The 24,889-nt window shown below is 74.7% G+C and carries 19 protein-coding genes and 2 pseudogenes; 7 read left to right on the top strand and 14 right to left on the bottom strand.

Annotated features, from left to right (window positions below; all coding sequences use genetic code 11):
• Positions 1–91: 91 nt before the first annotated feature.
• The 3 genes and pseudogenes from DMB38_RS33375 to DMB38_RS33365 form a co-directional block, all read right to left on the bottom strand.
• Positions 92–601, bottom strand: a complete 510-nt coding sequence (locus DMB38_RS33375; RefSeq protein WP_346429533.1) for an alpha/beta hydrolase — start codon at positions 599–601, stop codon at positions 92–94.
• Between the two features lie 12 nt (positions 602–613).
• A pseudogene (pcaG, locus tag DMB38_RS33370) lies at positions 614–1,305 on the bottom strand (protocatechuate 3,4-dioxygenase subunit alpha).
• 126 nt (positions 1,306–1,431) lie between these two features.
• Positions 1,432–2,328 carry a LysR family transcriptional regulator gene (locus DMB38_RS33365; RefSeq protein WP_125938313.1) on the bottom strand — a complete coding sequence of 299 codons (897 nt, stop codon included), beginning with the start codon at positions 2,326–2,328 and terminating at the stop codon, positions 1,432–1,434.
• A 57-nt stretch (positions 2,329–2,385) separates the two neighbouring features.
• Here DMB38_RS33365 and DMB38_RS33360 point away from each other — a divergent pair, with 57 nt between their 5' ends.
• Positions 2,386–3,288, top strand: a complete 903-nt coding sequence (locus DMB38_RS33360; protein WP_125938312.1) for an EamA family transporter — start codon at positions 2,386–2,388, stop codon at positions 3,286–3,288.
• A 133-nt stretch (positions 3,289–3,421) separates the two neighbouring features.
• Positions 3,422–4,537, top strand: coding sequence for an isoaspartyl peptidase/L-asparaginase (locus DMB38_RS33355; protein WP_125938311.1), 1,116 nt, complete (start codon positions 3,422–3,424; stop codon positions 4,535–4,537).
• 112 nt (positions 4,538–4,649) lie between these two features.
• Here the strand turns inward: DMB38_RS33355 and DMB38_RS33350 are convergent, their stop codons facing one another.
• The 9 genes from DMB38_RS33350 to DMB38_RS33310 form a co-directional block, all read right to left on the bottom strand.
• Positions 4,650–5,231, bottom strand: coding sequence for a hypothetical protein (locus DMB38_RS33350; RefSeq protein WP_125938310.1), 582 nt, complete (start codon positions 5,229–5,231; stop codon positions 4,650–4,652).
• A gap of 271 nt (positions 5,232–5,502) precedes the next feature.
• Positions 5,503–6,282 (bottom strand): FHA domain-containing protein, encoded by a 780-nt coding sequence (locus DMB38_RS33345; protein ID WP_125938309.1) that lies wholly within the window; start codon positions 6,280–6,282, stop codon positions 5,503–5,505.
• A gap of 144 nt (positions 6,283–6,426) precedes the next feature.
• Positions 6,427–8,289: a serine/threonine-protein kinase gene (locus tag DMB38_RS33340; protein ID WP_240662610.1), complete on the bottom strand. Its 1,863-nt coding sequence runs from the start codon at positions 8,287–8,289 to the stop codon at positions 6,427–6,429.
• 118 nt (positions 8,290–8,407) lie between these two features.
• Positions 8,408–9,178 (bottom strand): FHA domain-containing protein, encoded by a 771-nt coding sequence (locus DMB38_RS33335; RefSeq protein ID WP_125938307.1) that lies wholly within the window; start codon positions 9,176–9,178, stop codon positions 8,408–8,410.
• Positions 9,179–9,281: 103 nt separating this feature from the next.
• Positions 9,282–10,172, bottom strand: a complete 891-nt coding sequence (locus DMB38_RS33330) for a Gfo/Idh/MocA family oxidoreductase (protein WP_125938306.1) — start codon at positions 10,170–10,172, stop codon at positions 9,282–9,284.
• Positions 10,169–11,368 (bottom strand): ROK family protein, encoded by a 1,200-nt coding sequence (locus DMB38_RS33325; RefSeq protein WP_125938305.1) that lies wholly within the window; start codon positions 11,366–11,368, stop codon positions 10,169–10,171. Before DMB38_RS33325 ends, DMB38_RS33330 begins: the two co-directional genes overlap by 4 nt.
• Positions 11,369–11,382: 14 nt before the next feature.
• The gene (locus DMB38_RS33320; RefSeq protein WP_125938304.1) at positions 11,383–12,249 is read right to left on the bottom strand and encodes a carbohydrate ABC transporter permease; all 867 of its coding nucleotides are present in this window, start codon (positions 12,247–12,249) and stop codon (positions 11,383–11,385) included.
• On the bottom strand, positions 12,249–13,265 hold the full coding sequence (locus DMB38_RS33315) for a sugar ABC transporter permease (protein WP_125938303.1): 1,017 nt from the start codon (positions 13,263–13,265) through the stop codon (positions 12,249–12,251). Before DMB38_RS33315 ends, DMB38_RS33320 begins: the two co-directional genes overlap by 1 nt.
• Before the next feature lie 47 nt (positions 13,266–13,312).
• Entirely contained in the window at positions 13,313–14,716 is a 1,404-nt protein-coding gene (locus DMB38_RS33310; protein WP_125938302.1) for an extracellular solute-binding protein, read from the bottom strand.
• Positions 14,717–14,872: 156 nt separating this feature from the next.
• Here DMB38_RS33310 and DMB38_RS33305 point away from each other — a divergent pair, with 156 nt between their 5' ends.
• The 4 genes from DMB38_RS33305 to DMB38_RS33290 all read left to right on the top strand — a co-directional run bounded on the left by DMB38_RS33305 (position 14,873) and on the right by DMB38_RS33290 (position 20,232).
• A complete protein-coding gene (locus DMB38_RS33305; RefSeq protein ID WP_125938301.1) occupies positions 14,873–15,919 on the top strand; it encodes a zinc-binding alcohol dehydrogenase in 1,047 nt (348 codons plus the stop codon).
• Between the two features lie 76 nt (positions 15,920–15,995).
• Positions 15,996–16,796 carry a sugar phosphate isomerase/epimerase family protein gene (locus tag DMB38_RS33300; protein ID WP_125938300.1) on the top strand — a complete coding sequence of 267 codons (801 nt, stop codon included), beginning with the start codon at positions 15,996–15,998 and terminating at the stop codon, positions 16,794–16,796.
• On the top strand, positions 16,793–18,247 hold the full coding sequence (locus tag DMB38_RS33295) for a hypothetical protein (RefSeq protein ID WP_125938299.1): 1,455 nt from the start codon (positions 16,793–16,795) through the stop codon (positions 18,245–18,247). The genes DMB38_RS33300 and DMB38_RS33295 overlap by 4 nt, the downstream gene beginning before the upstream one ends.
• Complete coding sequence (locus DMB38_RS33290) at positions 18,244–20,232, top strand: glycogen debranching N-terminal domain-containing protein (RefSeq protein ID WP_125938298.1); 1,989 nt, start codon at positions 18,244–18,246, stop codon at positions 20,230–20,232. Before DMB38_RS33295 ends, DMB38_RS33290 begins: the two co-directional genes overlap by 4 nt.
• Positions 20,233–20,345: 113 nt before the next feature.
• Here DMB38_RS33290 and nhaA read toward each other — a convergent pair whose 3' ends face one another.
• Both nhaA and glpK read right to left on the bottom strand, forming a co-directional pair.
• Entirely contained in the window at positions 20,346–22,250 is a 1,905-nt protein-coding gene (gene nhaA / locus DMB38_RS33285) for a Na+/H+ antiporter NhaA (RefSeq protein WP_125938297.1), read from the bottom strand.
• 123 nt (positions 22,251–22,373) lie between these two features.
• A pseudogene (glpK, locus tag DMB38_RS33280) lies at positions 22,374–23,842 on the bottom strand (glycerol kinase GlpK).
• Positions 23,843–24,117: 275 nt separating this feature from the next.
• Here glpK and DMB38_RS33275 point away from each other — a divergent pair.
• Positions 24,118–24,885 carry an IclR family transcriptional regulator gene (locus tag DMB38_RS33275; RefSeq protein WP_125938296.1) on the top strand — a complete coding sequence of 256 codons (768 nt, stop codon included), beginning with the start codon at positions 24,118–24,120 and terminating at the stop codon, positions 24,883–24,885.
• The last annotated feature ends 4 nt before the right edge of the window (positions 24,886–24,889 follow it).

Here is a 24,889-nt window from a genome sequence, read left to right as displayed (position 1 = left end):
CCGGCTGTCACGATCTCTGCCGTGCCCGGCTTGCGACATGTCGCCTGTACGACAGCGGTCGCGGCCGGGGACGGGTGGCCCGGCGCCGGGTTCAGCCGGGGCTGTACCCGTTGCCCTGGTCGAACGCGGCGGGCGCGAAGTGGGCGAGCAGGGCGGCCAGTACGGGCTCGGGACGCTCGACGGGCGCGAGGTGGCCGGTACGGGGAAGCTCGACGAGGGCGGCGTCGGCGATGCCGTCGGCCAGGGCGCGGGCGTGCGCGGGCGGGGTGGCCACGTCGTCCCGGCCGGCGACGACGAGGGCGTCCACCAGGTCGAGGACGAGGCGGGCGAGGTGCGCCACGGTGCCGCCTGCGCCGAGCAGCCAGGCCGGGGACCGGCCGTGTCCCGGCAGGTCCCAGCGCACCACGCGGAACACCTGGGCGAGCGCGGGCACCTGGGCGTCCCAGACGGCGGTGGTGGTGCCGAGGGACGGCCCGAGGACCAGCACCGGGCGCCCCTCGGGCCCCTCGACGCGATGGTGCAGCAGGGGCGCGGCGGCGGGCCGGCTCCCGGCCCCCCGCGCCACGCCGCCGGACGCGCCCGCGCTCCTCGGCCCGGTCATCTCAGGCCGTCCTCAGCGGGGCCCGGGAAGCGGGCGGATGTCAAGGAAGACCGTCTCCCTCTCGCCCTGGAGATGCACGTCGAAGCGGTACGTGCGGTTCTCCCCGGCGCGCGCGAGCAGCGTCGCGCGCAGTTCCGCCGGCAGCGCGGCTACGGGGTCCCCGGCGGGCGGCGGGGCGAGGTAGGCGCGGGTGTACAGGTGGTGGGTGAGGCCGCGGGCGAAGAAGGAGAAGTGGAGGTGGGCGGGGCGCCAGGCGTTCTCGTGGTTGCGCCAGGGGTACGCGCCGGGGCGGACGGTGGTGAAGCGGTAGCCGCCGTGGTCGTCGGTGAGGCAGCGGCCGACGCCGGTGAAGTGCGGGTCCAGCGGCGCCGGATGCCGGTCGCGCCGGTGCGCGTAGCGGCCGGCGGCGTTGGCCTGCCACAGTTCCACGAGCTGGCGGCGTACGGACCTGCCCCTCCGGTCCCTCACCCGCCCGGTGACGGTGATCCGCTCCCCCACCGGCTCGCCCGCGTGCTGCCGGGTCAGGTCGCCGTCCCGTTCGGTGACGTCGGTGACACCGAAGACGTGCTGCGGTACGGGGCGAAGTCGCGGGCCGGGTGGTGCGGGGCGGGCGCGCCCGCGGCCACGGCCTCGGCGGTGGCGCGCTGGGCGGCGGCGATCTCGCCGGATATCCGGCGCTGCGTCAGGGGTGGTCCGGCGGCCACGGCTGCTGCACCTCCCGGGGGCGGGGCGGCTCCGGCGTGGTTCCCGGCACGAGGTGCCGCGTGCGCCTGGCGCACGAGTGTTCACATCGGCCCACCCGCCGAGTCTCCGCGCTCACCCCACCGGTGTCAACGCCCCCGCGCCCGGCGGGCCTTGCCGCCCCGGCGCGCCTCGTGCTCGCGGTAGAGGTCCTGGAGGAGCGCGACGGCGGCGTGCGTGGCCGGGTGCGGGTCGTGGCGGCGCCAGACGAACCGGACGGCGACCGGCGGCGCGTCGCGTACGGGCCGGTAGACGATGCCGTCGCGGCGGTACTGCGCCACGGTGCTCTCCGGGGTGAGGCCGACGCGGCGGCCGGTGGCGATGTCCGCGAGCCAGTCGTCGACGTCCCGGGTGTGCTCCACCGCCGGCCGGTCCGCCTCCGGCCACATCTCGGCGGTGGTGGTGCCGGTGCGGCGGTCCACCAGGACGGTGCGGTCGCGGATGTCGGCGAGCAGCAGGCTGCGGCGGCGGGCGAAGGGGTCGTCGGCGGCCATCGCGCAGTAGCGGCGCTCGTGGCCGACGACGGCGTCGGCGTAGCGCCGCTCGTCGACACCGGTGCGCACGATGGCCAGGTCGCAGAGCCCTTCCGCGAGGCCGCCGGTGGCCGAGTTGGTACGGATCAGGTGCAGCTCCACGTCCGGATGCCGGCCGGCCCAGCGGCGCTGGAACTCCGCGGTGTGCCGCCCCGCCGCCGACCAGGCGTGCCCGATGCGCAGCCGGGTGTGGCCGGTGGTGGCCTCGCCGACGAGGTCGTCCGCCTCGGCGAGCAGGTGCCGCGCGCGGGCGAGCACCTGGACGCCCGCGGTGGTCGGGGTGACGCTCCGGCTGGTGCGGTGGAGCAGCCGGACGCCGAGGATCCGCTCCAGCGCCAGCAGGGTGCGGGAGACCGCGGCCTGGGAGACGCCGAGATCGATGGCGGCGTCGGTGAAGCTGCCGGTGTCCACGATGGCGACCAGGCAGCGCAGGTGGCGTAGCTCCAGATCCATGACTTCAGCGTATAGAACGCGCCGCGCATGCATTTTGCGCATACGAACCGGGCGCGCATGCTCCGTGCCATGACCGCAGAACCGCAGCCCGCCGCCGTCCTCCCGCACGCCGGCCCGCGGGAGGACGCCGGAACCGCGGGACGTGCGGCGGGCGTCGCGATGATGCTCGGCAGCGGGCTGTCGAACCAGACCGGTGCCGCCGTCGCCGCACTGGCGTTCCCCGTCGTCGGCCCGGCCGGAGTGGTCGCCGTCCGGCAGTGGGTGGCCGGTGCCGTGCTGCTGGCGGTGGGCCGGCCCCGGATGCGTACGTTCACGCGCGCGCAGTGGTGGCCGGTGCTGGGTCTCGCCGCCGTGTTCGCCGTCATGAACCTCTCGCTGTACACCGCGATCGGCCGGATCGGGCTCGGCCTCGCGGTGACGCTGGAGTTCCTCGGCCCGCTGGCCGTGGCGCTCGCCGCCACCCGCCGCCGCACCGACCTGGCGTGCGCGCTGGCCGCGGGCGCGGCCGTCGCCGTCCTCACCCGCCCGCGCCCCGCCGCCGACTACGCGGGCATCGCGCTCGCCCTGCTCGCCGCCGTCTGCTGGGCCTGCTACATCCTGCTGGGCCGCACCGTCGGCCGCCGGCTGCCCGGCGTCCAGGGGCCGGCGGCGGCAGCGGCCGTCTCCGGCCTCGCGTACGTCCCCGTGGGCGCGATCGTCCTCGCCCACCGCCCGCCGACCGCCGCGGCCCTCGGCTACGCCGTCACCGCAGGCGTGCTCTCCTCCGCCGTCCCGTTCCTCTCCGACCTGCTCACGCTGCGCCGCGTCCCGGCCCGGCTCTTCGGCACGTTCATGAGCGTCAACCCGGTGCTGGCGGCGCTCGTCGGCACGGCCGTGCTCGGGCAGCGGCTGGGCCCGTACGAGTGGGCGGCCATCGCCGTGATCGTCACCGCGAACGCCGTCGTCGTCACCCGGGGCTGACAGGTCCGCTCCGCCCGATCGGTGGTGTACGACGCCTTGGCAGCCGCCCCGTACGGCGCCATGATCGCCCCCGGCGGCCGGGCGGTGTGCCCGGCCCGCCAGGAGTGATGTGCACCAGCGAGAGGAGCGGCTCATGTTTCGCAGGACATCGACGCTCGCGCGCACCGCGCTGCTTGCCGCGGCGGTCGTGATCACCCCGGTCACCGCCCTCGGGGCGGCCGCCGCGCCGCAGCAGGGCGCGGCGGCCGACCGGGCGCCGGCCGCCGCGGCCGGTACCCGCACCACCCAGGACCAGAAGGAGCCGGGCGACCCCAACACGAGCGAGACGGCGCGCGACGTCGTCTTCGCCATCCACGGCGGCGCCGGCACGCTCAGGCGCGAGGACATGACCCCCGAGCTGGAGCGGGAGTACCGCGCCAAGCTCACCGAGGCCGTCCGCACCGGGCAACGGGCGCTGGCGGACGGCGAGTCCAGCGTCGCGGCCGTCGAGGCGGCGATCAACGTGCTGGAGGACTCGCCGCTCTTCAACGCCGGCAAGGGCGCGGTGTTCACCACCGACGCGGAGAACGAGCTGGACGCCGCGATCATGGACGGCGCCACCCTCGACACCGGCGCGGTCACCGGGGTGACCCACATCAAGAACCCGATCTCGCTGGCGCGGGAGATGATGGAGAACTCCCGGCACGTGCTGATGAGCGGCGAGGGCGCGGAACGCTTCGCGCAGCACCGCGGCATGGACCTGGTGACCCAGGACTACTTCTTCACCGAGCGGCGCTGGGAGTCCCTGATGGCCGCCAAGAAGGGCGAGTCGGACTTCGACTTCGGCGAGACGGGCACGGTCGGCGCCGTCGGCATCGACGGCAACGGCGACCTGGCCGCCGGCACGTCGACGGGCGGGCTGACGAACAAGCCCGTGGGCCGCGTCGGGGACACGCCGATCGTCGGCGCGGGCACGTACGCGAAGAACGGCAACATCGCGGCGTCCGCGACCGGCACCGGCGAGCTCTTCATCCGCGAGGCCGTGACGCACACCATCTCGGCGCAGGTCGAGTACCTGGGCCGGTCGCTGTCCAGGGCGGCCGGGGCGGCGATCGACAGGACGGAGGCGCTGGGCGGAGACGACACCGGCGGGGTGATCGCGCTGGACTCCCGCAAGAACCTCGCGTTCACCTTCAACACCTCGGGCATGTACCGGGGTTACGCCACCGCGGACGGCGAGATCGTGGTGAGGATCTTCGCCGACGAGTGACGGGCCGGGCGGCGGGGGCCGGTCTCCCGCCGCCCGCTGCCACGGACCGGCGGACCGGCGGACCGGAGAGGGCGGCGCGCCGGGCGGCGGGGGCCCGTACGGTCCCGGGGCGTCAGCGGCCCGTGCAGCACGGCGTCGGCGCCGGCGCCTCGAACGGGATCAGCGTCTCCGCCGCCGCCGGGATCACCGCGAGCACCAGCCGCCCGTCGAGCCACTGCGGGCGCACGTGCCCGCGGGTGACCATCCGGGCCTCCCACGGCGGCCCGTGCGGCGCGCCGAGGAGCACGACCTGCTCGATCGCCGAGGCGCCCAGCAGTTCCCCGACCGTCATGGTCCCGGTCAGCGCGTCCGCCCCCGGGTACAGCACCGCGCGCCCGACGCTGCGCGAGGCGTGCTCGGCGGCGGCGCGGGCCGCCGCCGCGGCGGCCTCGCCGGGGCCGTGGCGGGCGCCGCCGGGCAGCCCCGCGACGGCGTGGCCGCGCCCGGTGAGCCAGCGCCACGCGGCGGCCGCGTCGGTGGCGCCGGCGAGGGCCAGGGAGACGGCGATACGGGGCCGCTCGCCCGCGACGAGGTGGGTGCAGCCGTACGCGGTGCGCGGCAGCCGCAGTTCGCCGGCGAGCGCGTGCAGCAGGTGGTCCGCGTCGCGCAGCTCGGTCAGTCCGGGGTCGGCGCCGAGGACGTAGGCGCCGCTCATGGGCGCGAGCGGGTCGCGGTACGGGCGGCGGGCTGTGCGCCCGGCCGGCGGTGGTCGCGGTGGCGGAGTCCGTGGCCCATGACGCCCTCCCAGTCGTGCCGGGTGCCGTGTCCTGACGCGGCGGCTCTGCCGAGGGTCGGGCCGCAAGATGAACGCCGCGCGTCCCGGCGGTGATCCCCGAAGGACCGTACGGCGGCGGCTTCGAGGGCAGCCGGGTGACGCCTCGGAACGCGGGCGGCAAGCCGCGGGGAGGCCCGCGCGGCGGATCGCCTCAGCCCCCCGCGGCGTCGAGCAGCCCCAGGTCCGGCGGTACCAGCGCCGTCGCCGCCACCAGGTCGGTGAGCAGCCGGTGGTCCGGCGTGCAGCCCCGCGGCTCCGGCGGCTCCTCGTCCGGTACCGCCGGCGACCGCCCCGCCGCGCGCGGCATCCGGCGGCGTACGTCCTCCACCCGGCGGGCGACCTCCGCCGCGTCCCACCGCTCCCCCGGCCGCAGGAACGCCATCACCTCAGCCGTCTGCCGGTACGGCAGCGGGTGCGGGTCCGGTTCGTGGCGCAGATACCGCTGCCCCAGCACCACCAGCACCAGCCGCTCGTCCTCCGACAGCGCCCATGCGGCCGGCGGCGGTGTGCCCGCGAGATCCCCCGGACGCGCCGGTTCCGGGCGGACCACGTACAGCTCCACGAGGTGTTCCCGGAAACCGGAGCCCTTGACGAACACCGGCGTGTACCCCGCGGTCAGCGCCAACCGGTCCGAGCCCGGCGGCAGCAGCCGGCCGCGCGGCAGCCGCAGCGCCTGCTGCCCGGTGTTGCGCAGCGTCCAGCCGCCCTCCAGACACGTCAGCTCGCCGTGCCGCCGGCTCACGCCCTGGTCGCGCCCCCCGACGTGCAACTCGACGTCCCCGCCGGCGCCCTCGTCCCCGGGACCGCGCCCGAACCGGACGGTCAGCCCGGGCAGGGGCGCCACCTCTATGCCGTCGGTGGCCGAACGCGCGTGCAGCGTGCCCGGCTGAGCGGGCGTCACGCCGCGGGCCAGGCTGTCGCGCCCGCTCATCCCCGGCGTCCTCGGATACGGTCCATCGCAGGTCCCCTCGGCCGCGGCCGGCTGCTGCCGACCGCCCCACGGTGCTCCCTGCCCCCGGGGACCCCTCCCCGCCGCCGGTCACGGGCCTGCGCGTACCGCCGGGGCCGTGCCGGCTCAGATCCTCGGCAGCTCTCCCGCGGCCGTCTCGGCGAGCCGGGTGGCCATCGCGCACAGCTCGTCCGGCGACTCGTCGTCGCCGTCGAGGGTGAGGTAGAGCAGTTCGACGGCCTTCTGGCCGTTCTCGTCGGGGTACTCGCGGTACTCGACCCGTACGGTGCAGGTGTCCTCGCCGTCGTACCCCGGGGAGACGACCGTGTCGCGGCCCGCCAGCCTGGTCACCCTGCCGTCCTCGCCGCTGAGGGGCTGGTCGCGGTCGTAGCGCAACTGGACCTCTATGTCGCGCGTGGTGCTGTACCAGTCGCAGTCCCAGTTGCCGAAGCCCACGTCGGGATCGCCGGCGTCGACGCCGGGGACGATCTCCAGCGCACGGGCGTCGAGGAGCCGGCAGGCGTCGAGCCAGAGCAGCGACACGTCCGGCGCCGGCGGGTCGCGGCGCGGCACGGCGCGCTTCTCGGCGCGGGCCTTGCCCAGCGTCTCGCTGGCGGTCCTGGCGGCGATGTCGGCCATGTCGCAGAGGGTCTCGACGCCGCCGTAGTCCCGGGCGGCCCCGCCGTCGACGTAGATCCAGATGCTGACGTCACGGTCCGCCTCGTCCGGCAGGACGAGCGCCCGCGCGCACTCGTCGCCCTGCTGCGGCTCCTCGATGATGCCGATGCCGCCGAAGGTACGCACCGGGGCCGGCGACTCGGGCGCGGGCCCGGAGTCGAACTCGACCTGGACGTCGATGTGTTCGCCGTCCTCGCCCTGCGGGTAGACCAGCACGTCGCAGCGGTCGAAGTTGCCGTAGTCGCGGTCGCGCTCCGCGTACGTGCCGAACCGGGCGAACTCGCCGGGGTCGGTCAGCGCGCACGGGTCCATGGTGCGCTGGTCGCCGATGACCGATCCGGCGCGCGGCTTCTCGCCCCCCGGCGTGCCGCCCGGCTCGTCGTCGCCGTCGGCGGCGAGCCACCAGAACCAGGCGCCGGCCACCGCCGCCGCCGTCACCAGTGCGGTGCCGGCCGCGGCGGTCGCCCGCGGGTGCCGGCGCGGGGCGCCGAGGAAGCCGAACCGGCGCGCCCAACTGCGCTGCCCGGCCGCCTCCTCCAGCAACCGGCGGGCCTCGGTCGCGTCGGGCCGCCGGTCGGCCCGGCGGCGGAGCATCGCTTCGAGCGCACCGGCGAGCGGACCGGTGTCGCGCTCCCGGCGCAGCACGCCCTGGCTCACCTTCCACTCGCGCAGGGTGGACTCGTCCTCCTCGCCGTCGTCCTCGTCGTGGGGGACGCCGGTGACGGCCTTGTAGAGCATCGCCGCGAGGGAGTACACGTCCGAGCGGGGCACGGGCGAGCCGTTGACGACCTCGGGGGCGGCATAGTCGGGGGTGTAACTGAGCGGGCGGTCGGGCGAGATGGTCTCGTTGCTGCCGGTGCGCTGGGCGGAGTCGAAGTCCGTGAGCTTGGGCGTGCCGTCGTCGGTGATGACGACGTTGGCGGGCTTTACGTCGCAGTGCACGACGCCGTTGGCGTGCAGGGCCGCGAGCGCCGACGCGATCTGCGCCCCTATCCGCGCCGCCTTCTCGGGTGCCATCCTGGGCTGCTTCTCCAGGCTGCCGCCGGTGACGTGCTCCATCACCAGCCAGCAGCCGGAGTCCGGGCCCGACTCGATGAACTCCACGCCGTAGAGCGTGACCACGTGCGGGTGGGTGGCCTTCGCCTGCGCCCGGGCCACGCCGAGCAGCCGGGGACGCTCGCCGATGGCGCCGCCGCGTTTGAGCACGACCGGGCGGCCCAGTTGCTCGTCCGCGGCGAACCACACCTCGCCGCGCCCCTCGTCACCGATCAGCTCTTCGAGCCGGTAGCGGTCGCCGACAAGCTGACCCACGCGCACCGCGACTCCTTTCGCCCGTCTGCAGGGCGAAACTTATCGGCTGCGCGCGGCGCGGGCACGAAGTCTTCACGACTTCCCCGTGCCGGCGGCGCGGATGCGGCGAAAAGGGCGCTCAGCTCGAGAAATAGTCGTCCAGGAGTTCGAGATCGGGCGGCACCAGGGTCGTCGATTCCACCAGTCCGCGCAGCAGGTTGTGCTTCAGGACGCTGTCGCTCGGGCCGCCGCCGTCGTCGCCCCGGGTCACCTGGTACGGGAAGCCGCCGCGCGCCAGCCGCCGGCGGACGTCCTCGACGCGGTGCTCGATGACGCGCTTGGTGATCCCCTCCGCGCCGGGCAGGAAGGCCAGCAGCTCGGCCGCCTGCCGGTACGACAGCGGGCGCGGATCCGACTCGTACTGCAGGTACTGCTGCCCGAGCACGACGAGCACGAGCCGCTCCTCCCGGGAGAGCGTCCAGCGCTTGGGCGGCAGCGTCTCGGCCCGGTGCCGCGGCACCCGCCCCTCCTCGCCGGCGTCGGTGACGTACAGCTCGACGAGGTGCTCGCGGTGCCCCGAGCCCTTGACGAACAGCGGTGTGTAGCCGGGAGCGAGGGGGATCGGCTCGGTGCTCAGGTGCATGAGCCGGCCGCGGGGCAGCCGGACGAGCTGCTGCCCGGTGTTCCTCAGCCACCACGTGCTGCGCTGGTACGACAGCTCGCCGTGCCGGCGGCTGACGCGCAGGTCGTCCTCGCCGACGCACAGGTCGACCTCGTCCTTGTCGCGTCCGAAGCGCACGACCCGCTCGGCGCCGGGCGGCACCCGGATGCCGCCGGCGACGCTGCGGGCGTGCAGGGTGCCGGGGGGCGACGGCGCGGCGCCGCGCGCCAGGCTCTCTCGCAGGGTCATCGCCGGCCTCCGGAGCTCGTGACGGTACGTACCCCACCAGTGTCCCGCGCGGCCCGGGGACCGGTCCCCAAAGGGAGCCGGCCGCCGCGGGATCGCCCGGGGTTCAGCCGGGCAGGGCCTGGTGCAGCAGCTCCTGGAGGCGCAGCCCGCGGCGGGCGTCGAGGCCGCCGGGGCGGCCGGCCCGGACGGCGGCGGCGAACTCGCGGCGCAGCACGGGCCAGCACTCCTCGTGGTCGAGCCCCGCGGTGTCGTAGACGAGTTCGTCCCCCGGGCCGAGCAGCTCGACGCGGGTGCGGGCGGCGGGCAGCCGGACGCTGCCGGAGAGCGACGCCTGGCTGACGGCGCCGTTCTCGTGCTCGCAGGTCAGCTCGATCCAGCGGCGCGGGTCGCCGGTGCCCCGGACGGCTGCGATGGGGCCGACGGCGGCGTCGAGGAGGTCCAGCAGGTGCGGGCCGAGGTCGAGCAGGGCGCCGTGCTCGAGCCGCCAGGCGGTGGCGAACTCGCCGCCGAGGAAGGCGCCGTGGAGGTAGCAGGAGCGGGCGCCGGTGACGTCCGCGGCGGCGGCGCGGCGGAGGAAGTCGCGGGTGGCGGGGTGGTACCGCTTGGTGAGGACGAGCTGCGAGACGACGCCGTGCTCGGCGACCGCGGCGGCGACGGCGCGGGCGGCGCCGAGGCCGGGGCCGAGCGGCTTCTCCAGCAGCAGCGCCCTGCCCGCGGCGGCGGCGCGTACGGCCAGTTCGGCCTGGACGGCCGGCGGTACGGCGAAGGCGACGGCCTCGCAGCCGTCGAGCAGTTCGGCGAAGGATCCTGCGACCGCGGCGCCGTACGGCGCGGCCGCCTCGGCGGCGGCCTCGGGGCGGCGGGCCCAGACGGCGGTCAGCTCGGTCTCGGGTCCGGCGGCGAGCATCCGGGCGTGCATGGCGCGGGCCCAGGGCCCGGCGCCGGCGAGCCCGACCCGTACCGGCGGCGCCGGAGCCGCGGCACCGGCCGTCATCGCGCCCCGCTTCCGCCGCGGGCCGCGAGCCGTTCGTCCGCCCGTCCCGGCGCGTACAGGTGCTCCACCACCAGCGCCCCCGCGCCCGCGAGCCCCGCGGTGTCGCCCAGCCCCGGCGTGACGACCTTGAGGTGCGCGGTGGTGCGCGGCATCGCGCGCTGGTACAGCAACTCCCGCACGCCGGTGAGGAAGGGGGTGCCGGCGAGGTCGCCGACGATCATGAGTACGCCGGGGTTGAGCAGGGTGACGACCGTGGCCAGCACCTCGCCCACCCGCATCCCCGCCTCGCGCGCGAGCCGTACCGCGTCCGGCTGCCCGGCGGCCAGCAGGTCGCGCACGTCGGAGCCGGAGGTGGCGGGCACGCCCAGCCCGGTGAGCCGGCCGGCCAGGGCCCGCCCGCTGGCGACGGCGGCGAGGCAGCCGTACGAGCCGCAGGCGCAGAGGGCGTCCATCCCGTCGTGCAGCCGTACGTGCCCGATGTCGCCCGCGCCGCCGTCGATGCCCCGGTAGATACGGCCGTCGACGACGACGCCCGCGCCGATGCCGGTGGAGACCTTGACGAGCACGAAGGCCGCGCAGTCGGCGTACCCGGCGCGCTGCTCCGCGTACGCCAGGAGGTTGGCGTCGTTGTCCACGAGCACCGGCACGTCCTCGGGGCCCTCCGCGTGCTTGGCGAAGGACCGGCGCATGTGGTCCTGGATCGGGTAGCCGTCCCAGCCGGGCATGATCGGCGGCTGCACGACGAGCCCGGTGTCGAAGTCCACCGGGCCCGGCACCGAGATGCCGATGCCGCACACCTCGTCCGCGCCCCGCCCGGCCTCGGCGAGCAGCGGGCCGAACCAGCGCCCCAGTTCGTCCAGGACGGGCTCGGGCCCGTCGCCGACGCGCAGTTCGCCGGTGCGCTCGGCGAGCGGCCGGCCGGCGAGGTCGAGGACGGCGGCGCGGCCGTGCCGGGTCTGCAGGTCGGCGGCGAGCACGACGGCGTGCCCGGTGTCGAACTCCAGTTGCACGGAGGGCCGGCCGCCGGTCGAGACGCCGGCGGCACCGCGCAGCCAGCCGGCGGCCTGGAGCGCGTCGAGCCGGCCGGCGACGGTGGAGCGGGACAGTCCTGTGGCCTCCTGCAGCGCGGCCCGGGTGGTGGCCTCGCCGGTGCGGATGAGCTGGAGCAACTGCCCCGCGCTCGCCTGGTTGCGCATACCTCGTCCCTCGCTCAGCTCTTGTCCGCGCCGCTGGTCAGGCCCTCGGTGAGGAGCCGTTCCGCGGCGAAGAACAGCAGTACCACGGGGATGGTGAGAACCACGGAACCGGCCATGAGCACGGTCTTGGAGACCTCGATGCCGTTGGAGAGCTGCGCCAGGCCGAGCGAGACGGTCCAGCTCTCCGGCTCGGCGGCGAGGAAGAGGAGGGCGAAGAGGAACTCGTTCCAGGCGATCATGAAGACGTACAGCCCGGTGGCCATCAGCGAGGGCGCGGCCAGCGGCAGCACCACCTTGCGCAGCGTCTGCAGCCTGCCGCAGCCGTCGAGCGAGGCCGCCTCCTCGATGGAGGGCGGGATGGTGACGAGGTAGTTCTTCAGCATGTAGATGGAGACCGGCACGGTCTGCGCCACGTACACGATCGCCAGGCCCACGAGACTGCCGGAGAGGCCCATCCGCGCGAACATCACGAAGAGCGGGACGGCGAGCAGCGTGGCCGGGAAGAGGTAGACGGCCAGGAACATCGCGCTGACCTGGCGGCTGCCGAAGAACCTCAGCCTGCTGACGGCGTACGAACCGGGCACGGCGGCGGCGAGCGTGAGCACCACGGTGCCGAGCGACACCAGCGCCGAGTTGAGCATCAGCTTCAGGAAGCCCTGGCCGCCGTCCTCGGTCGGCTTGAGGACGTCCCGGTACGTCGTGGTCGTCAGCTCCTTCGCCGACACCCACATCGACCCGGGGTCGGCCAGCAGGGAGTCGATGGGCTTCAGCGACAGCACGACCATGTAGTAGAAGGGCACCAGCGTGATCAGCGCCAGGAACGCGATCACCACCCAGCGGAGGGTGCCGAAGAGGCGGTCCTCGAACTGTGCGCGCGTCATCACGCCTCCTCCTGGACCCGCTTGGCGAAGAACTTGAAGTAGATGCCCAGCAGCACCGTCAGCACGGCCGCCAGGACGAGCGCCTGGGCCGCGGCGGCGCCCACGTCGAAGCGCGAGGTGAGGAAGTCGTAGACGCGCACGGCGGCGACGTCGGTGCCGGCGCCGCCGCCGGTGAGCAGATAGACGTCGTCGAACTTGTTGAACGTCATGATGAAGCGCAGCACGCACAGCAGCGCGATCACGGGCATGAGCTGCGGCAGCAGGACGTGCCGGAAGCGCTGCGAGACCGTGGCGCCGTCCACGGTGGCGGCCTCCTCCAGGGTGTCGGGCACGGCCTGCAGCCGGGCGAGGAGGAAGAGGAACGCGAAGGGGAAGTACCGCCATATCTCGAAGGCGATGACGGTGAGCAGGGCCAGGGGTATGTCGACGTGCCAGCCGAGCAGGTTCACCTCGTACTGCCGGGTGGAGAGGAAGGCGATCGGGTCGTCCCAGCCGAAGGCGTCCCTGCCCCACTCGTTGACCACGCCGTACTGGGGGCTCAGCGCCACCTCCCAGACGAAGGCGACGGCGACGACGGGTGCGACGTACGGCAGCAGCATCGAGCCGCGCAGCAGGCCGCGGCCGCGGAACGGGCGGCGCAGCGCGAGAGCGGCGACGAGGCCGAGGAGCACGGATCCCGCGGTGGCGCCGACGGTGTAGACGAGGGTGGTGCCGAGGCTGGACCAGAAGCCGGCCGAGGCGAAGACGTCGGAGAAGTTCTCCAGCGACCAGTTGCCGAAGAGCCCCATGGACTGGATGTCGACGAGCTTGGCGTCCTGGAAGGCCAGCAGGACCGTCCAGAGGATCGGGACGATCACGACGACCAGCACCACCAGGAAGGTGGGGCTGACGAAGGCCAGTCCCGCGCGGTTCTCGCGGCGGCTCGCGGTCATGGGGCGGCGGGCGCGCGGCCGGCCGCCGGCGGGCGGGCGGGGATCCGCGGAGTTCGCCGCGGGGCGGCTGTCGATCGTCGTCATGTGCGGTTTCCTCGGTGAGGGTTCCTCGGGGAAGAGGGGCGGGACGGTCAGTCAAGGGAGGTCTTCAGCGCGTCGACCTCGTCGTACGCCTCGCGCGCGGCCTCCCCGGGACTCGTCTGTCCCGAGGTCATCGCGCCGACGGCCTTGGCGACGGGCAGTTCGCCGTTGGTGGCGCCGACGAGCGCGCCCTCGCCCTGGTCGATGCCCCACCGCTTCATGTCGCCGACACCGGCGACGAGCTGGTCGAGCAGTTCCGGGGAGAAGACCTCCTCCATGGACTTCCTGGTGTCGACGCCCATGTCGCTGGCGCGCCAGGCGTCGAGGTAGCGCTCGGGCTGGCCGGGGGTGCCGGTGCGGACCGGGATCTTGCCCTCGGGCGCCATGCCGAACCAGTCCTCGTAGCCGGCGCCCATCATGTACTCGATGAACTGGGTGGAGGCCTCGGTCTCGGCGGTCTTGGTGGCGAGCCACGAGGTGATCTCGCCGAACTGGGCGGGCTCCGTGCCGCCGGGGCCCTGGAGCGAGGTGACGATGCCGCTGTTCGCGGCGAGGAACCCGGGGTCGTCCTTGCACTCGGCGCAGCTCGGCATGGCGTCGTTGCGCAGTCCGGCCAGCTCGTCCAGGAGGAACGAGGACCAGATGATCATGCTGGACTGGCCGGCGAAGTAGGTGGCCCGGGTGGTGTCGACGGTCTGCAGCCCGGGCGGGCCGTACCGGCGGGCGAGGGAGTCGTACGCCTCGAAGGCGGTGCGGCACCGTTCGGAGTCCAGGCCGATGCCGCCGTCGCCGTCGACGAGGTCGCAGCCGTTGGCCAGGGCGAGGTCCTCGAAGCTCTGCTGGGTGAAGACGTCGGCGGGGTCGGTGGCGACGGATATCCCGTCGCGGCCCTTGACGTCCAGCGTCTCCGCGGCCTTCAGCAGGCTCGCGTAGTCGTCGGGGACGTCGAGACCGGCCTCACGGAAGAGGTCCTGGCGGTACGCGACGATCTGCACCCAGGCGTCGGAGGGCACCCCGAGCCGGGTGCCGCCGTCGGCGGTCAGGCGCAGCCCGTTGGCGTCGAAGGTGTCCTCGCCGAGCCGGTCGACGACCTCGGCGGGGATGCGGGTGTTCAGCAGCTCGTTGCTGTACATCTGCCAGGCCTGGCCGAGCGGTACGGCGCCGATCACGTCGGGCAGGTCGCCGGCGGCGGCGGCGGACATGATGAGCTGCGGGAGCTGGTTCTCGTCCACTCCGACCAGCTCGACCTCGACGCCGGTCTCGTCCTCGAAGCGGTCGATGACCTTCCGGGTGCTGGCGATGCGGTCGGTGAGACTCTCCTCCGACCACACGGTGATCTTCCGGTCGGGCTTGCCCGGACCGGAGGTGCCGGTGGCGCAGCCGGCGAGCACACCCATGGCGAGGGTGCTTGCGAGCAGGGCCGAGATCCGCGACCGCCGGGTCCACGTGCGCATGTTTCTGATCCTTTGACTCTTCCCTGGATCGACTTAAGCGTTGGCGGACTGCATCACACCACTACTTTTTCATGTTGACAAGACATAAGTCTGAGATATCTTCGACGCAAGTCGTTAACAGCCGTGCCCCCGATCAGCCCTACCGGAGCACCCACCGTGGAACGCGTCGTCCAGTTCACCGCCCCCCGCCAGGTCGAGGTCGCCGAGCACGAGAGCGCCCCGCTGCCGCCGGGCCACCTGCGGGTCCGTACCCGGTACTCCGGCATATCCGCCGGCACCGAACTCACCGCCTACCGGGGCACGAACCCGTATCTGACCCGCTCCTGGGACCCGGAGGCCCGGCTCTTCCGCGAGGACGCGGCGGGGCTTTCGTATCCGGTCGCCGGCTGGGGCTACTCCGAGGTCGGCGAGGTCACCGAGGTCTCCCCCGAACTCGCCGGCACCCCCGGCCTGCCCGCGGTGGGCGACCTGGTCTGGGGCATCTGGGGCCACCGCAGCGAGGGCGTCGTCCCCGCCGAGCGGATGACCGGGCACACGCTGCCCGCCGGGCTCGACCCGCTCGCCGGGTCCTTCGCCAGGGTCGGAGCGATTGCATACAACGCGGTCCTCGCCGCCGGCATCCATGTCGGCGAGGACGTCGCCGTCTTCGGGCAGGGCGTCATCGGGCTGCTCGCCACCCGGCTCGCCGCGCTCAACGGCGGAACCGTGACCGCCGTGGACGCCCTCGGCGCCCGGCTGGAGCGGGCCGCCGGGCACGGCGCGGCCCGTACGCTCAACGCCCGCACCGACGCCGTCGCCGAGGAGATCCGGGCGGCGACCGGGGGGCGGGGCGCCGACGTCGCCATCGAGATCAGCGGCGCGTACGCGGCGCTGCACGAGGCGGTCCGCTCCGTCGTCACCGACGGCCGGGTGGTGGCCGCCGGCTTCTACCAGGGCGACGCGGTCGGGCTGCGGCTCGGCGACGAGTTCCACCACAACCGCGTCCGGCTCGTCTGCTCCCAGATCGGCGGCGTCCCGCCGGAGCTGGCCGGGCGGTGGGACCAGCAGCGGCTGCAGCAGACGTTCCTGCGGCTCGTCGCCGACGGCCGCGTCGAAGTCCTGCCGCTGGTCAGCCACGTGGTGCCGGCGGCGGAGGCGGCGGAGGCGTACGCCCTGCTCGACGAGCGGCCCGAAGCCGCCCTCCAGGTCGTGCTGGAGTTCTGAGACCGCCGTGCCCGACCCCGCACCCCGCTCCGCGCACCCGCGCACACCCCCCGGCAGAAAGGCCGACCGCCCCGCCATGTTCTCCCTCGCGGCCCAGGAACAACTGCTGCCCGGCGACACCCTCCAGCAGAAGTGGGAGTTCGCGCAGGCCGCCGGCTACGACGGCATCGAGCTGCGCGCCCAGGGCGACCTGCGCTTCGCCGCCCGGCTGCCCGAGCTGAAGCGCGCGCTCGCCGACGGCGTCGTCATGCCCACCGTCTGCGTCGAGATGCTGCACTTCTTCGGCGACTTCGACGCCGGGCGGCGCCGCGACGCGGTGGCGCAGATGAAGTCGCAGCTCTCGGTGATCGCCGAGATCGGCGGCGTCGGCGCGCAGACCCCCGCGTCGTACGGGATGTTCTCCCGCCGGCTGCCGCCCTTCACCCCGCCGCGCGACGAGGCGGGCGATCGCGCCGTGCTCCTCGACGGGCTGGCCGAACTGGGCGAGCACGCGCGCCGCGAGGGCGTCACGCTCTTCCTGGAGCCGCTGAACCGCTACGAGGACCACATGGTCAACCGGCTGGCACAGGCCACGGAACTCATCCGCGCCGCCGGTCTGGACAGCGTGCGGATCGGCATCGACAGCTACCACATGAACATCGAGGAGGCCGACCCCGCCGCCGCGATCCTCGACAACGCGCCCTGGATCGGGCACGCGCAGGTCTCCGACTCCAACCGCTTCCAGCCGGGCGCCGGCCATCTCGACTGGCCCGCCTGGCTCGGCGCGCTCCGTGCCGCCGGCTACACCGGCTGGCTCGCCGCCGAATGCCGGCTGACCGGCGACCCGGCGGCGGCCGTCGCCGCCGTGCCCGGGTTCCTCCGCAGGGCCGGCGCATGACGGCGGCGCCCGCGGAGGGGCGGGGCGCGACGGCGCTGACGGCGGCGCCCGGCGACGGGACGGACGCCGCATCGTCCGGGCCCGTACGCGCGGACGACCCGTGGCGGGCCGCGGCGGCGGTGCTGCTGGGCAACTGGACGGGGACCTCCACCGTGCCGTCGCGCACGCTCTATCCGCACCAGTGGAGCTGGGACTCGGCGTTCGTCGCGATCGGGCTGCGGCACCTGTCGCCGCGGCGGGCGCAGCGGGAGCTGGAGATGCTGCTGGGCGCCCAGTGGGGCGACGGCCGCATCCCGCACATCGTCTTCAACCCGGCCGTGCCGCACGCCGCGTACTTCCCCGGCCCGGACTTCTGGCGCTCGGCGGGCTCCCCCGCCGGCGGCGGGGGCGGGGTCGCCGGTCCGGGCGCGGGGGCCCGGGCCGGGGCCCCGGCGCGCACCCAGACCTCCGGCATCGTGCAGCCCCCGGTGCACGCGCTCGCCGCGCTGCTGGTGCACCGGGCGGACCCGGCGGCCTCGGCGCGCCGCGGCTTCCTGGCGCGCGTGTATCCGCGGCTGCTCGCCTGGCACCGCTACCTCGCCGAGGACCGCGACCTGGGCGGCGCCGGTCTGGCCGCGATCGTCCACCCCTGGGAGTCCGGGATGGACAACAGCCCCTGCTGGGACGGTCCGCTGGCCCGGATCGAGCCGGCCCCGGCGGCGTCGTTCCGCCGCGCGGACCTCGACCACGGCGATCCGGCGGACCGGCCGACCGACCTCGACTACGGGCGGTACGTGCGGCTCGCCGCCGACTACCGCGACGCGGGCTACGCGGATGCGGGGGTGCGGCACGGCTTCGCCGTCGAGGACCCGTGCGTGAACGCGCTGCTGATCGCCTCCGAGGAGGCGATGGCGGAGATCGCGGCGGAACTGGGCGCCGACCCGGGCGGCCACCGGGAGCGGGCCGCACGGCTGACGGAGGCGCTGGTCGCCCGGCTGTGGGACCCGGACGCGGGCATCTTCCGCAGCCGAGACCTGCGGGCCGACCGGGCCATCGGGCAGTACAGCGTCGCCGGGCTCACCCCGCTGCTCGCCCCGGGACTGCCGCCCGCGGTGGCGCGGACGCTGCGGGACACCCTGGCGGGCCCGCACTTCCGCCTCGGGGAACTGCCGCTGGTCGCGTCGTACGACCTGGAGGGCGGGGCGTTCGACCGCACCCGGTACTGGCGCGGCCCGGCGTGGTTCAACACCGCCTGGCTGCTGGAGCGCGGCCTGCGCGGGCACGGCGCCGCCGCGACGGCGGACGCGCTGCGGCGCGCGGTGCTCACCGGGGCGGCGGCGTCGGGGTTCGCGGAGTACGTGGACCCGCTGACGGGCGCGGGCCGGGGCGCGCGGGGCTTCAGCTGGACGGCGGCGCTGGCGCTCGACCTGGCGTCGTCCGGCCGGGAGTGGCCGGGGGCGGGCGGACGATGAGCGACGGACGGGTCCTGCTCGCGCGGGACGGTACGTTCGCGGCGCTCACCCGCGGCGGCGGCGTCACGGGCCGCCGCGGTACGTCACCGGACGGTCTCTTCCGCCACGACGCCCGGCACCTGAGCCGCTGGTTGCTGACGGTCGACGGCGCGGAACCGGCGGTCCTCACCCCGGCCCGCGACGGCTCCCTCCCGGCCACGAGCGTCCTCACCCCGCCGGCCGTCCGCGACGCCCCGGCCCCGTACACGGTCTTCCGCGAACAGGCCGTCGCCTCGGGTCTCCTGCTGGAACGCCTCCGCCTGGTCAGCAACAGCCCGGACCGGGTGACGGCCCGGCTGGAGCTGCTGGCGGACGCGGACTTCGCGGACCAGTTCGAGCTGCGGTCCGACGGCCGCGCGTACGCCCGCCCGCCGGAGGCTGCCCGGGAGGCCGGGGAGCGGCCGGACGGCGTGGAGTTCACGTACCGCCGCGGCGAGGGGTGGCTGTCCCGTACGACGGTGAGGTGCGACCCGCCGCCGGACGAGGTGACGCCGGAGGACCGTCCCGGGCGCGGCGCCGGCACCGCCCGGCGGCTCGGGTGGACGCTGACCCTCCCGCCGCACGGCGCCGCGGAACTGGCGCTACGCGTCGAAGCCCGCCCGCACGGCGCGCCCCCTGTCGCGGACGCCGCGACCCCGGCACGGGCCGCCGCCGAACTCCGCGCCGGGATCGAGGCGTTCACCCGCCCGCCGGCGGCAGCGGACGCCGCCCTCCTCTCCCCCGCCGAGCGCGCCGCGCTCCGGACCGCCTGCGCGCACGGGCTCGCCGACCTCGCGCTGCTGCGCGTGCCCGCCGCCGGGCCCCGCGGCGAAGCGCTCCGGGTGCCGGGCGCGGGGATTCCGTGGTTCCTCACGCTCTTCGGCCGCGACTCGGTGCTGACCTCCCTCTTCGCGCTGCCCTACCGCCCCGCCCTCGCCCGCGACACCCTCCTCGCGCTCGCCGCCACCCAGGGCACCCGGTACGACGCCTTCTCCGCGGAACAACCGGGCCGCATCGCGCACGAGGTGCGCCACGGGGAGCTGGCCGCCTTCCGGCAGGTGCCGTACGGGCGTTACTACGGCTCCGTGGACGTCACCCCCCTCTTCCTCGTCCTGCTCCAGGCGTACGCCGAGGCCGCGCAGGACACCGCGCTCGCCGCGCGGCTGGAGCCGCAGGCGCGGGCCGCCGTGGAGTGGATGCTGGGCGACGGCGGGCTGGCCGAGCGGGGCTGGCTGGTCTACAGGCCCGATCCCGGCGGCCTGGTGAACCAGAACTGGAAGGATTCCGCGGGCGCGATCTGCTTCGCGGACGGCACCCAGGCCGAGGGGCCCGTCGCCGTCGCGGAGGCGCAGGGCTACGCGTACGACGCCCTCGTCCGCACCGCGCGGCTCGCCCGCGACGTCTGGGGCGACGCCCCGTACGCCGACCGCCTCGACGCCCTCGCCGCCGGGCTGCGCGACCGCTTCCACCGCGACTTCTGGCTGCCCGCGCAGGACTTCCCGGCGCTGGCGCTCGACGGCCGCGGGCGGCAGGTGGACGCGCTCGCCTCGGACGCCGGCCACCTGCTGTGGTCCGGGATCCTGGACCGGGAGCGCGGGGAGCGCACCGGGCGGCGGCTGCTCGCCGGCGACTTCTTCTCCGGCTGGGCCGTGCGCACGCTGGCGGCCGGTCAACGGCCGTACCACCCGCTGTCGTACCATCGCGGGAGCTGCTGGCCGCATGACAACGCCGTCATCGCCCTCGGCCTCGCCCGCTACGGACTCGGCGGCGAGGTCCGCACGCTGACCCGGGGGCTGCTGGCCACCGCGGAGGCGCACGGCTGGCGGCTGCCGGAGGTGCTGGCCGGTTACGCACGCAGCGACCACCCGGCACCCGTACCGTATCCCCACGCCTGCTCCCCGCAGGCGTGGGCGGCTGCCACGCCGCTGGCGCTGCTCACCGCAGTCTCCGGGGGCGGCGGAACCTGACGCCCGCCGCCTCCGGTCCCCCACTCCCGCGCCCCGCCCGCGCCGTGCCCCGCGCACCGGCGGGGCGCGGCGCCGCGCACCGGCCGGTCGCCGCGGCGCTCAGCGCCCGGCGGTCACCGCTCTTCCGCCGCGTCCTCCTCCGCCAGCATCGCCCGCGCCCGCGCCGCCCGTACCGCGGCCGAGAGACCGGCGATGTCGTACGCGCCGTGGTGGCGGCGCCCGTTGACGAAGAACGTCGGCGTGCCCGCGACCCCGCTGAGGTCCGCGGACTCCGTGTCCGCCGTGACGCGAACCGCGCCGCTGCCGGCCTGCAGCGACCGGCGGAACCGCTCGACGTCCAGCCCCAGGTCCGCCGCGTGCTCCAGCAGGTCCCGCGGCGTCAGCCGGTCCTGTGCGGCGAGCAGCCGGTCGTGCATGGGCCAGAACGCATCCTGCTCGGCCGCCGCCTCCGCGGCCTCGGCGGCAAGCTGGGCGCGCGGGTGCACGTCGGTGAGCGGCAGATGCCGCCAGACGTAGCGGATGTCGCCGAAGTCGGCGAGGAGTTCGCGTACGACGGGCTCGGCCCTGCCGCAGTACGGGCACTCGAAGTCGCCGTACTCGACGACCGTGACGGGCGACTCCAGCGGGCCGCGGATGTGGTCGCGCTCGTGGTCGACGGGCACCGCGAGGTCCACGACGACGGGCGTGGTGCCCAGGAGCGCGCGGATGCGCCGCGGCTTCGGCAGCCGGGCGGTGGCGAAGGCGACGAGCGCGGTCACGACACCCGAGCAGACGACGGCGGTGAGGATCCCTATCTTCGCCTGGGCGAGCTGCTCGCCGTGGAACGCCTTCGTGGCGATCAGCAGCGCGACCGTGAACCCGACGCCGGCGATCGTGCCTCCGCCGGCGACCGCCGCCCAGCCGACCGGCGGGCGCGTCCGGCCGCGGCTCAGCCACGCCGTCAGCACGGTGGCACCGACGATGCCGATCGGCTTGCCGAGCCCGTACGCCGCCAGGATGCCCAGCGTCACGGGCGAGGTGAACGCGCGTGACAGCAGCCCGCCGTCGAGCTGGATACCTGTGTTGGCCAGGGCGAACAGCGGCACGATCAGATAGCTGCTCCACGGGTGGTAGATCCGCTGCAGCCGCTCGTTCGGGGAGATCGCCGAGGCGATGCCCTGCCGCGCCTCCCGCTCCAGCTCCGAGGTGGGCTGCTCCCGGAACGAGCGGAACAGCCCGCTGGCCCGCTCCAGCTCGCTGCGCGGCGCGGGATAGGCGTACGTGGCGAGCCCGATGAGCAGCCCGACGACGACCGGGTCGATGCCGGACTCCACGAAGGCGACCCACATCGCGACGCCGAGCAGCGCGTAGACGGGGCCACGCCTGCTGCCGGCGGTGCGCAGAACCAGGATCACCGCGAAGAACACCACGCCGGCGAGCAGCGCGGGCCAGGTCACGGAGCTGCTGTACACGAAGGCGATGACGGCCAGGGCGACGAAGTCGTCGACGACGGTGATGGTCAGGACGAAGGTGTACAGCCGCCGCGGGAACCGCTTGCCGAGGAGGGCCAGCACGCCGAGGGCGAAGGCGGTGTCGGTGGACATCGCGACACCCCAGCCGGAGGCGGAGGAGTCGCCGGCGTTGATGCTCAGGTAGATGAGCACCGGTACGAGCATCCCGGCGACGCCTGCGACGAACGGCAGCGTCATCCGGTGCCGTTCCCGCAACTCCCCCATGTCGAACTCGCGCCGCGCCTCCAACCCCACGACCAGGAAGAACAGCGTCATCAACCCGGTGTTGACCCACTCGCGCAGGTCCATGCCGAGACTGCGGTCGCCCAGTTCGACGGACAAGTGGGTGTGCCAGAAGTCCGCGTAGCTGCCGGGTGCGGCGTTCGCCCAGACGAGGGCGATGACGGCGGCGGCGACGAGGAAGGTGGCGCTGCCGCTCTCGGTGCGGATGAACGTCCAGCGGGCCGAGGTGGTCGGACCGGCGTCCGTCGTCCGGTCATCGGGCGGGGCGGCGTCCGGCTGCGGCATGCTCGGTCTCTCTCGTCTCGCGAACCGTGGTCGACGCGAGGACGTGGGGCGCCGCCGTGGACCGATGTTACGCGCCGCGCACGCCCTGCCCCCGGTGCGCGGCGCTCCGGCACGGCGCCGAGGTCACCGCAGGCCCGGACCCTGGGTGTCCTCCGTCCAGCCCATGGTGCGCTGGACTGCTTTGAGCCAGTCCTTGTATTCGCGTTCGCGGGTGGTTTCGTCCATGCGGGGGGTCCATTCGGCGGCGCGGCGCCAGTTGGCGCGCAGGGTGTCGGTGTCGGGCCAGTAGCCGACGGCGAGTCCTGCGGCGTAGGCGGCGCCCAGGCAGGTGGTTTCGGCGACGAGGGGGCGTACGACGGGGGCGTCGAGGACGTCGGCGAGGGTTTGCATGAGGAGGTTGTTGGCGGTCATGCCGCCGTCGACTTTGAGGGAGGTGAGTTCGACGCCGGAGTCTTTGGTCATGGCGTCGACGATTTCGCGGGTCTGCCAGGCGGTGGCTTCCAGGACGGCGCGGGCGAGGTGTGCTTTGGTGACGTAGCGGGTGAGGCCGGCGATGACGCCGCGGGCGTCGTCGCGCCAGTAGGGGGCGAACAGGCCCGAGAAGGCGGGGACGAAGTAGGCGCCGCCGTTGTCTTCGACGCTCAGGGCGAGGGTTTCGATTTCGGCGGCGGTGGAGATGATGCCCATCTGGTCGCGCATCCATTGGACCAGGGCGCCGGTGATGGCGATGGAGCCTTCCAGGGCGTAGACGGCGCTCTGGTTGCCGATGCGGTAGCCGACGGTGGTGATGAGGCCGTTTTCGGAGTGGACGGGCTCGCCGGCGGTGTTCATGAGGAGGAAGGTGCCGGTGCCGTAGGTGGATTTGGCTTCGCCCTGGGCGAAGCAGGTCTGTCCGAAGAGTGCGGCTTGCTGGTCGCCGAGTGCGGAGGCGACGGGGGTGCCGGTGAGGGTGCCGGAGGTGGCGTGGCCGTAGACCTCGGCGGAGGAGCGGATCTGGGGAGGACTGCTTGGGGGACGCCCATGGCTTCGCAGATGCCGGGGTCCCAGTCGAGGGTTTCGAGGTTCATGAGCATGGTGCGGGAGGCGTTGGTGACGTCGGTGACGTGGACGCCGCGGCCGGGGCCTCCGGTGAGGTTCCAGATGACCCAGGAGTCCATGGTGCCGAAGAGGATGTCGCCGGCTTCGGCGCGGGCGAGGAGGCCGGGGGTGTTGTCGAGGAGCCAGCGGATTTTGGGGCCGGCGAAGTAGGAGGCCAGGGGCAGGCCGGTGGCGGCGCGGAAGCGGTCTTGGCCTTGGGTGCCGCCGAGTTGGCGGCAGAGTTCGGCGGTGCGGGTGTCTTGCCAGACGATGGCGTTGGCGACGGGTTCGCCGGTGTTCTTGTCCCAGAGCAGGGTGGTTTCGCGCTGGTTGGTGATGCCGATGGCTTTGACGTCGGCGCGGGTGATGCCGGCTTTGGCGACGGCGCCGTCGACGACTTGCTGGACGTTGCGCCAGATCTCGGTGGCGTTGTGCTCGACCCAGCCGGGCCTGGGGAAGATCTGCTCGTGTTCCTTCTGGTCCACCGACACGATCCGGCCATCGGTGTCGAACACGATGCACCGGCTCGAAGTCGTCCCCTGATCGATAGCCGCAACGAACGGGCCGGGGCGCTGCGGGGAGGGGGCGCTGAAATCGTCGGTCACGGTCTGCTCCTGCTCCGAAACGTCGCATCGGTCGCCGGGACCGTGCCGCTGCGCCGGCACCCCGGCCCGTGGTGAGTACATGACCAGCGCGGAATCCCGCCGTCAACGACGCCCTGCCGACATTGTCGAACGAATCTGCTGCACCCCGCTTTCACCGGCGGGGCACGGAGGCTTATGGTCGGCGCGTGCCAGGTCCGGTTCAGTCGGTTGAACGCGCGGCGGCGATACTGCACTTGCTGGCGCGCGGTTCCGGCCGCCTCGGAGTGAGCGAGCTGGCCGGGTCGCTGGGCCTGGCGAAGGGCACGGTGCACGGGCTGCTGCGGACGCTGCAGCAGGTGGGCTTCGTCGAGCAGGACCGGGACACCGGCAAGTACCGGATCGGCGACACGCTCCGCGACCTCCGCTCCGGCCACGTCGACGCCAACGAGCTCCGCTCCCGCGCCCTGAACTGGGCCGACGGGCTGGCCGCGAGAAGCCGTGAGGCGGTGCGCATCGGCGTCCCGGCGGACGGCCGGGTCCTCGTCGTCCACCACGTCTTCCGGCCCGGCGACCCGCAGCAGACCCTCGACGTGGCCGCGACGCTGCCGGCGCACGCGACCGCGCTGGGCAAGGTGCTGCTCGCGTACGACGTGCACGCCCCGGCGGCGGTGGGCGGCGGCCCCCCGGCCGCGTACACACCCAGGACGCTCACCGCGCCCGCGGCGATCCTGGCGGAGCTGCGGCGGGTGCGCGAGGCGGGCTGGGCCGGCGAGCACGGCGAACGGCGCCTGGAGGAGGCGGGGATCGCGGCGCCGCTGCGCGGCCCCGGCGGTCTCGTCGTCGGCGCGCTCGGCATCTCGGGGCCGGCCGAGCGGCTCTGCGAGCGCTCCGGCGCGCTGCGCGAGGACCTGGTGGGGCTGGTGCTCGGCACGGCCAGGTCGGTCTCGCGCGACCTGGGCGCCTCCCGCCGGTGACGGC

This window comes from Streptomyces sp. WAC 06738 (assembly GCF_003945505.1).
In the GTDB taxonomy this organism is placed as follows: Bacteria; Actinomycetota; Actinomycetes; order Streptomycetales; family Streptomycetaceae; genus Streptomyces.
The sequence above is the reverse complement of the archived record's forward strand: the minus strand, read 5'-3'. Positions and strand labels throughout refer to the sequence as shown.

Excerpts from the sequence above, each read along its gene's own strand:
- DMB38_RS33375 (WP_346429533.1), bottom strand. The coding sequence starts at position 601 with ATGACCGGGCCGAGGAGCGCGGGCGCGTCCGGCGGCGTGGCGCGGGGG.
- DMB38_RS33365 (WP_125938313.1), bottom strand. The coding sequence starts at position 2,328 with ATGGATCTGGAGCTACGCCACCTGCGCTGCCTGGTCGCCATCGTGGAC.
- DMB38_RS33360 (WP_125938312.1), top strand. The coding sequence starts at position 2,386 with ATGCTCCGTGCCATGACCGCAGAACCGCAGCCCGCCGCCGTCCTCCCG.
- DMB38_RS33355 (WP_125938311.1), top strand. The coding sequence starts at position 3,422 with ATGTTTCGCAGGACATCGACGCTCGCGCGCACCGCGCTGCTTGCCGCG.
- DMB38_RS33350 (WP_125938310.1), bottom strand. The coding sequence starts at position 5,231 with ATGAGCGGCGCCTACGTCCTCGGCGCCGACCCCGGACTGACCGAGCTG.
- DMB38_RS33345 (WP_125938309.1), bottom strand. The coding sequence starts at position 6,282 with ATGAGCGGGCGCGACAGCCTGGCCCGCGGCGTGACGCCCGCTCAGCCG.
- DMB38_RS33335 (WP_125938307.1), bottom strand. The coding sequence starts at position 9,178 with ATGACCCTGCGAGAGAGCCTGGCGCGCGGCGCCGCGCCGTCGCCCCCC.
- DMB38_RS33330 (WP_125938306.1), bottom strand. The coding sequence starts at position 10,172 with ATGACGGCCGGTGCCGCGGCTCCGGCGCCGCCGGTACGGGTCGGGCTC.
- DMB38_RS33325 (WP_125938305.1), bottom strand. The coding sequence starts at position 11,368 with ATGCGCAACCAGGCGAGCGCGGGGCAGTTGCTCCAGCTCATCCGCACC.
- DMB38_RS33320 (WP_125938304.1), bottom strand. The coding sequence starts at position 12,249 with ATGACGCGCGCACAGTTCGAGGACCGCCTCTTCGGCACCCTCCGCTGG.
- DMB38_RS33315 (WP_125938303.1), bottom strand. The coding sequence starts at position 13,265 with ATGACGACGATCGACAGCCGCCCCGCGGCGAACTCCGCGGATCCCCGC.
- DMB38_RS33310 (WP_125938302.1), bottom strand. The coding sequence starts at position 14,716 with ATGCGCACGTGGACCCGGCGGTCGCGGATCTCGGCCCTGCTCGCAAGC.
- DMB38_RS33300 (WP_125938300.1), top strand. The coding sequence starts at position 15,996 with ATGTTCTCCCTCGCGGCCCAGGAACAACTGCTGCCCGGCGACACCCTC.
- DMB38_RS33295 (WP_125938299.1), top strand. The coding sequence starts at position 16,793 with ATGACGGCGGCGCCCGCGGAGGGGCGGGGCGCGACGGCGCTGACGGCG.
- DMB38_RS33290 (WP_125938298.1), top strand. The coding sequence starts at position 18,244 with ATGAGCGACGGACGGGTCCTGCTCGCGCGGGACGGTACGTTCGCGGCG.
- nhaA (WP_125938297.1), bottom strand. The coding sequence starts at position 22,250 with ATGCCGCAGCCGGACGCCGCCCCGCCCGATGACCGGACGACGGACGCC.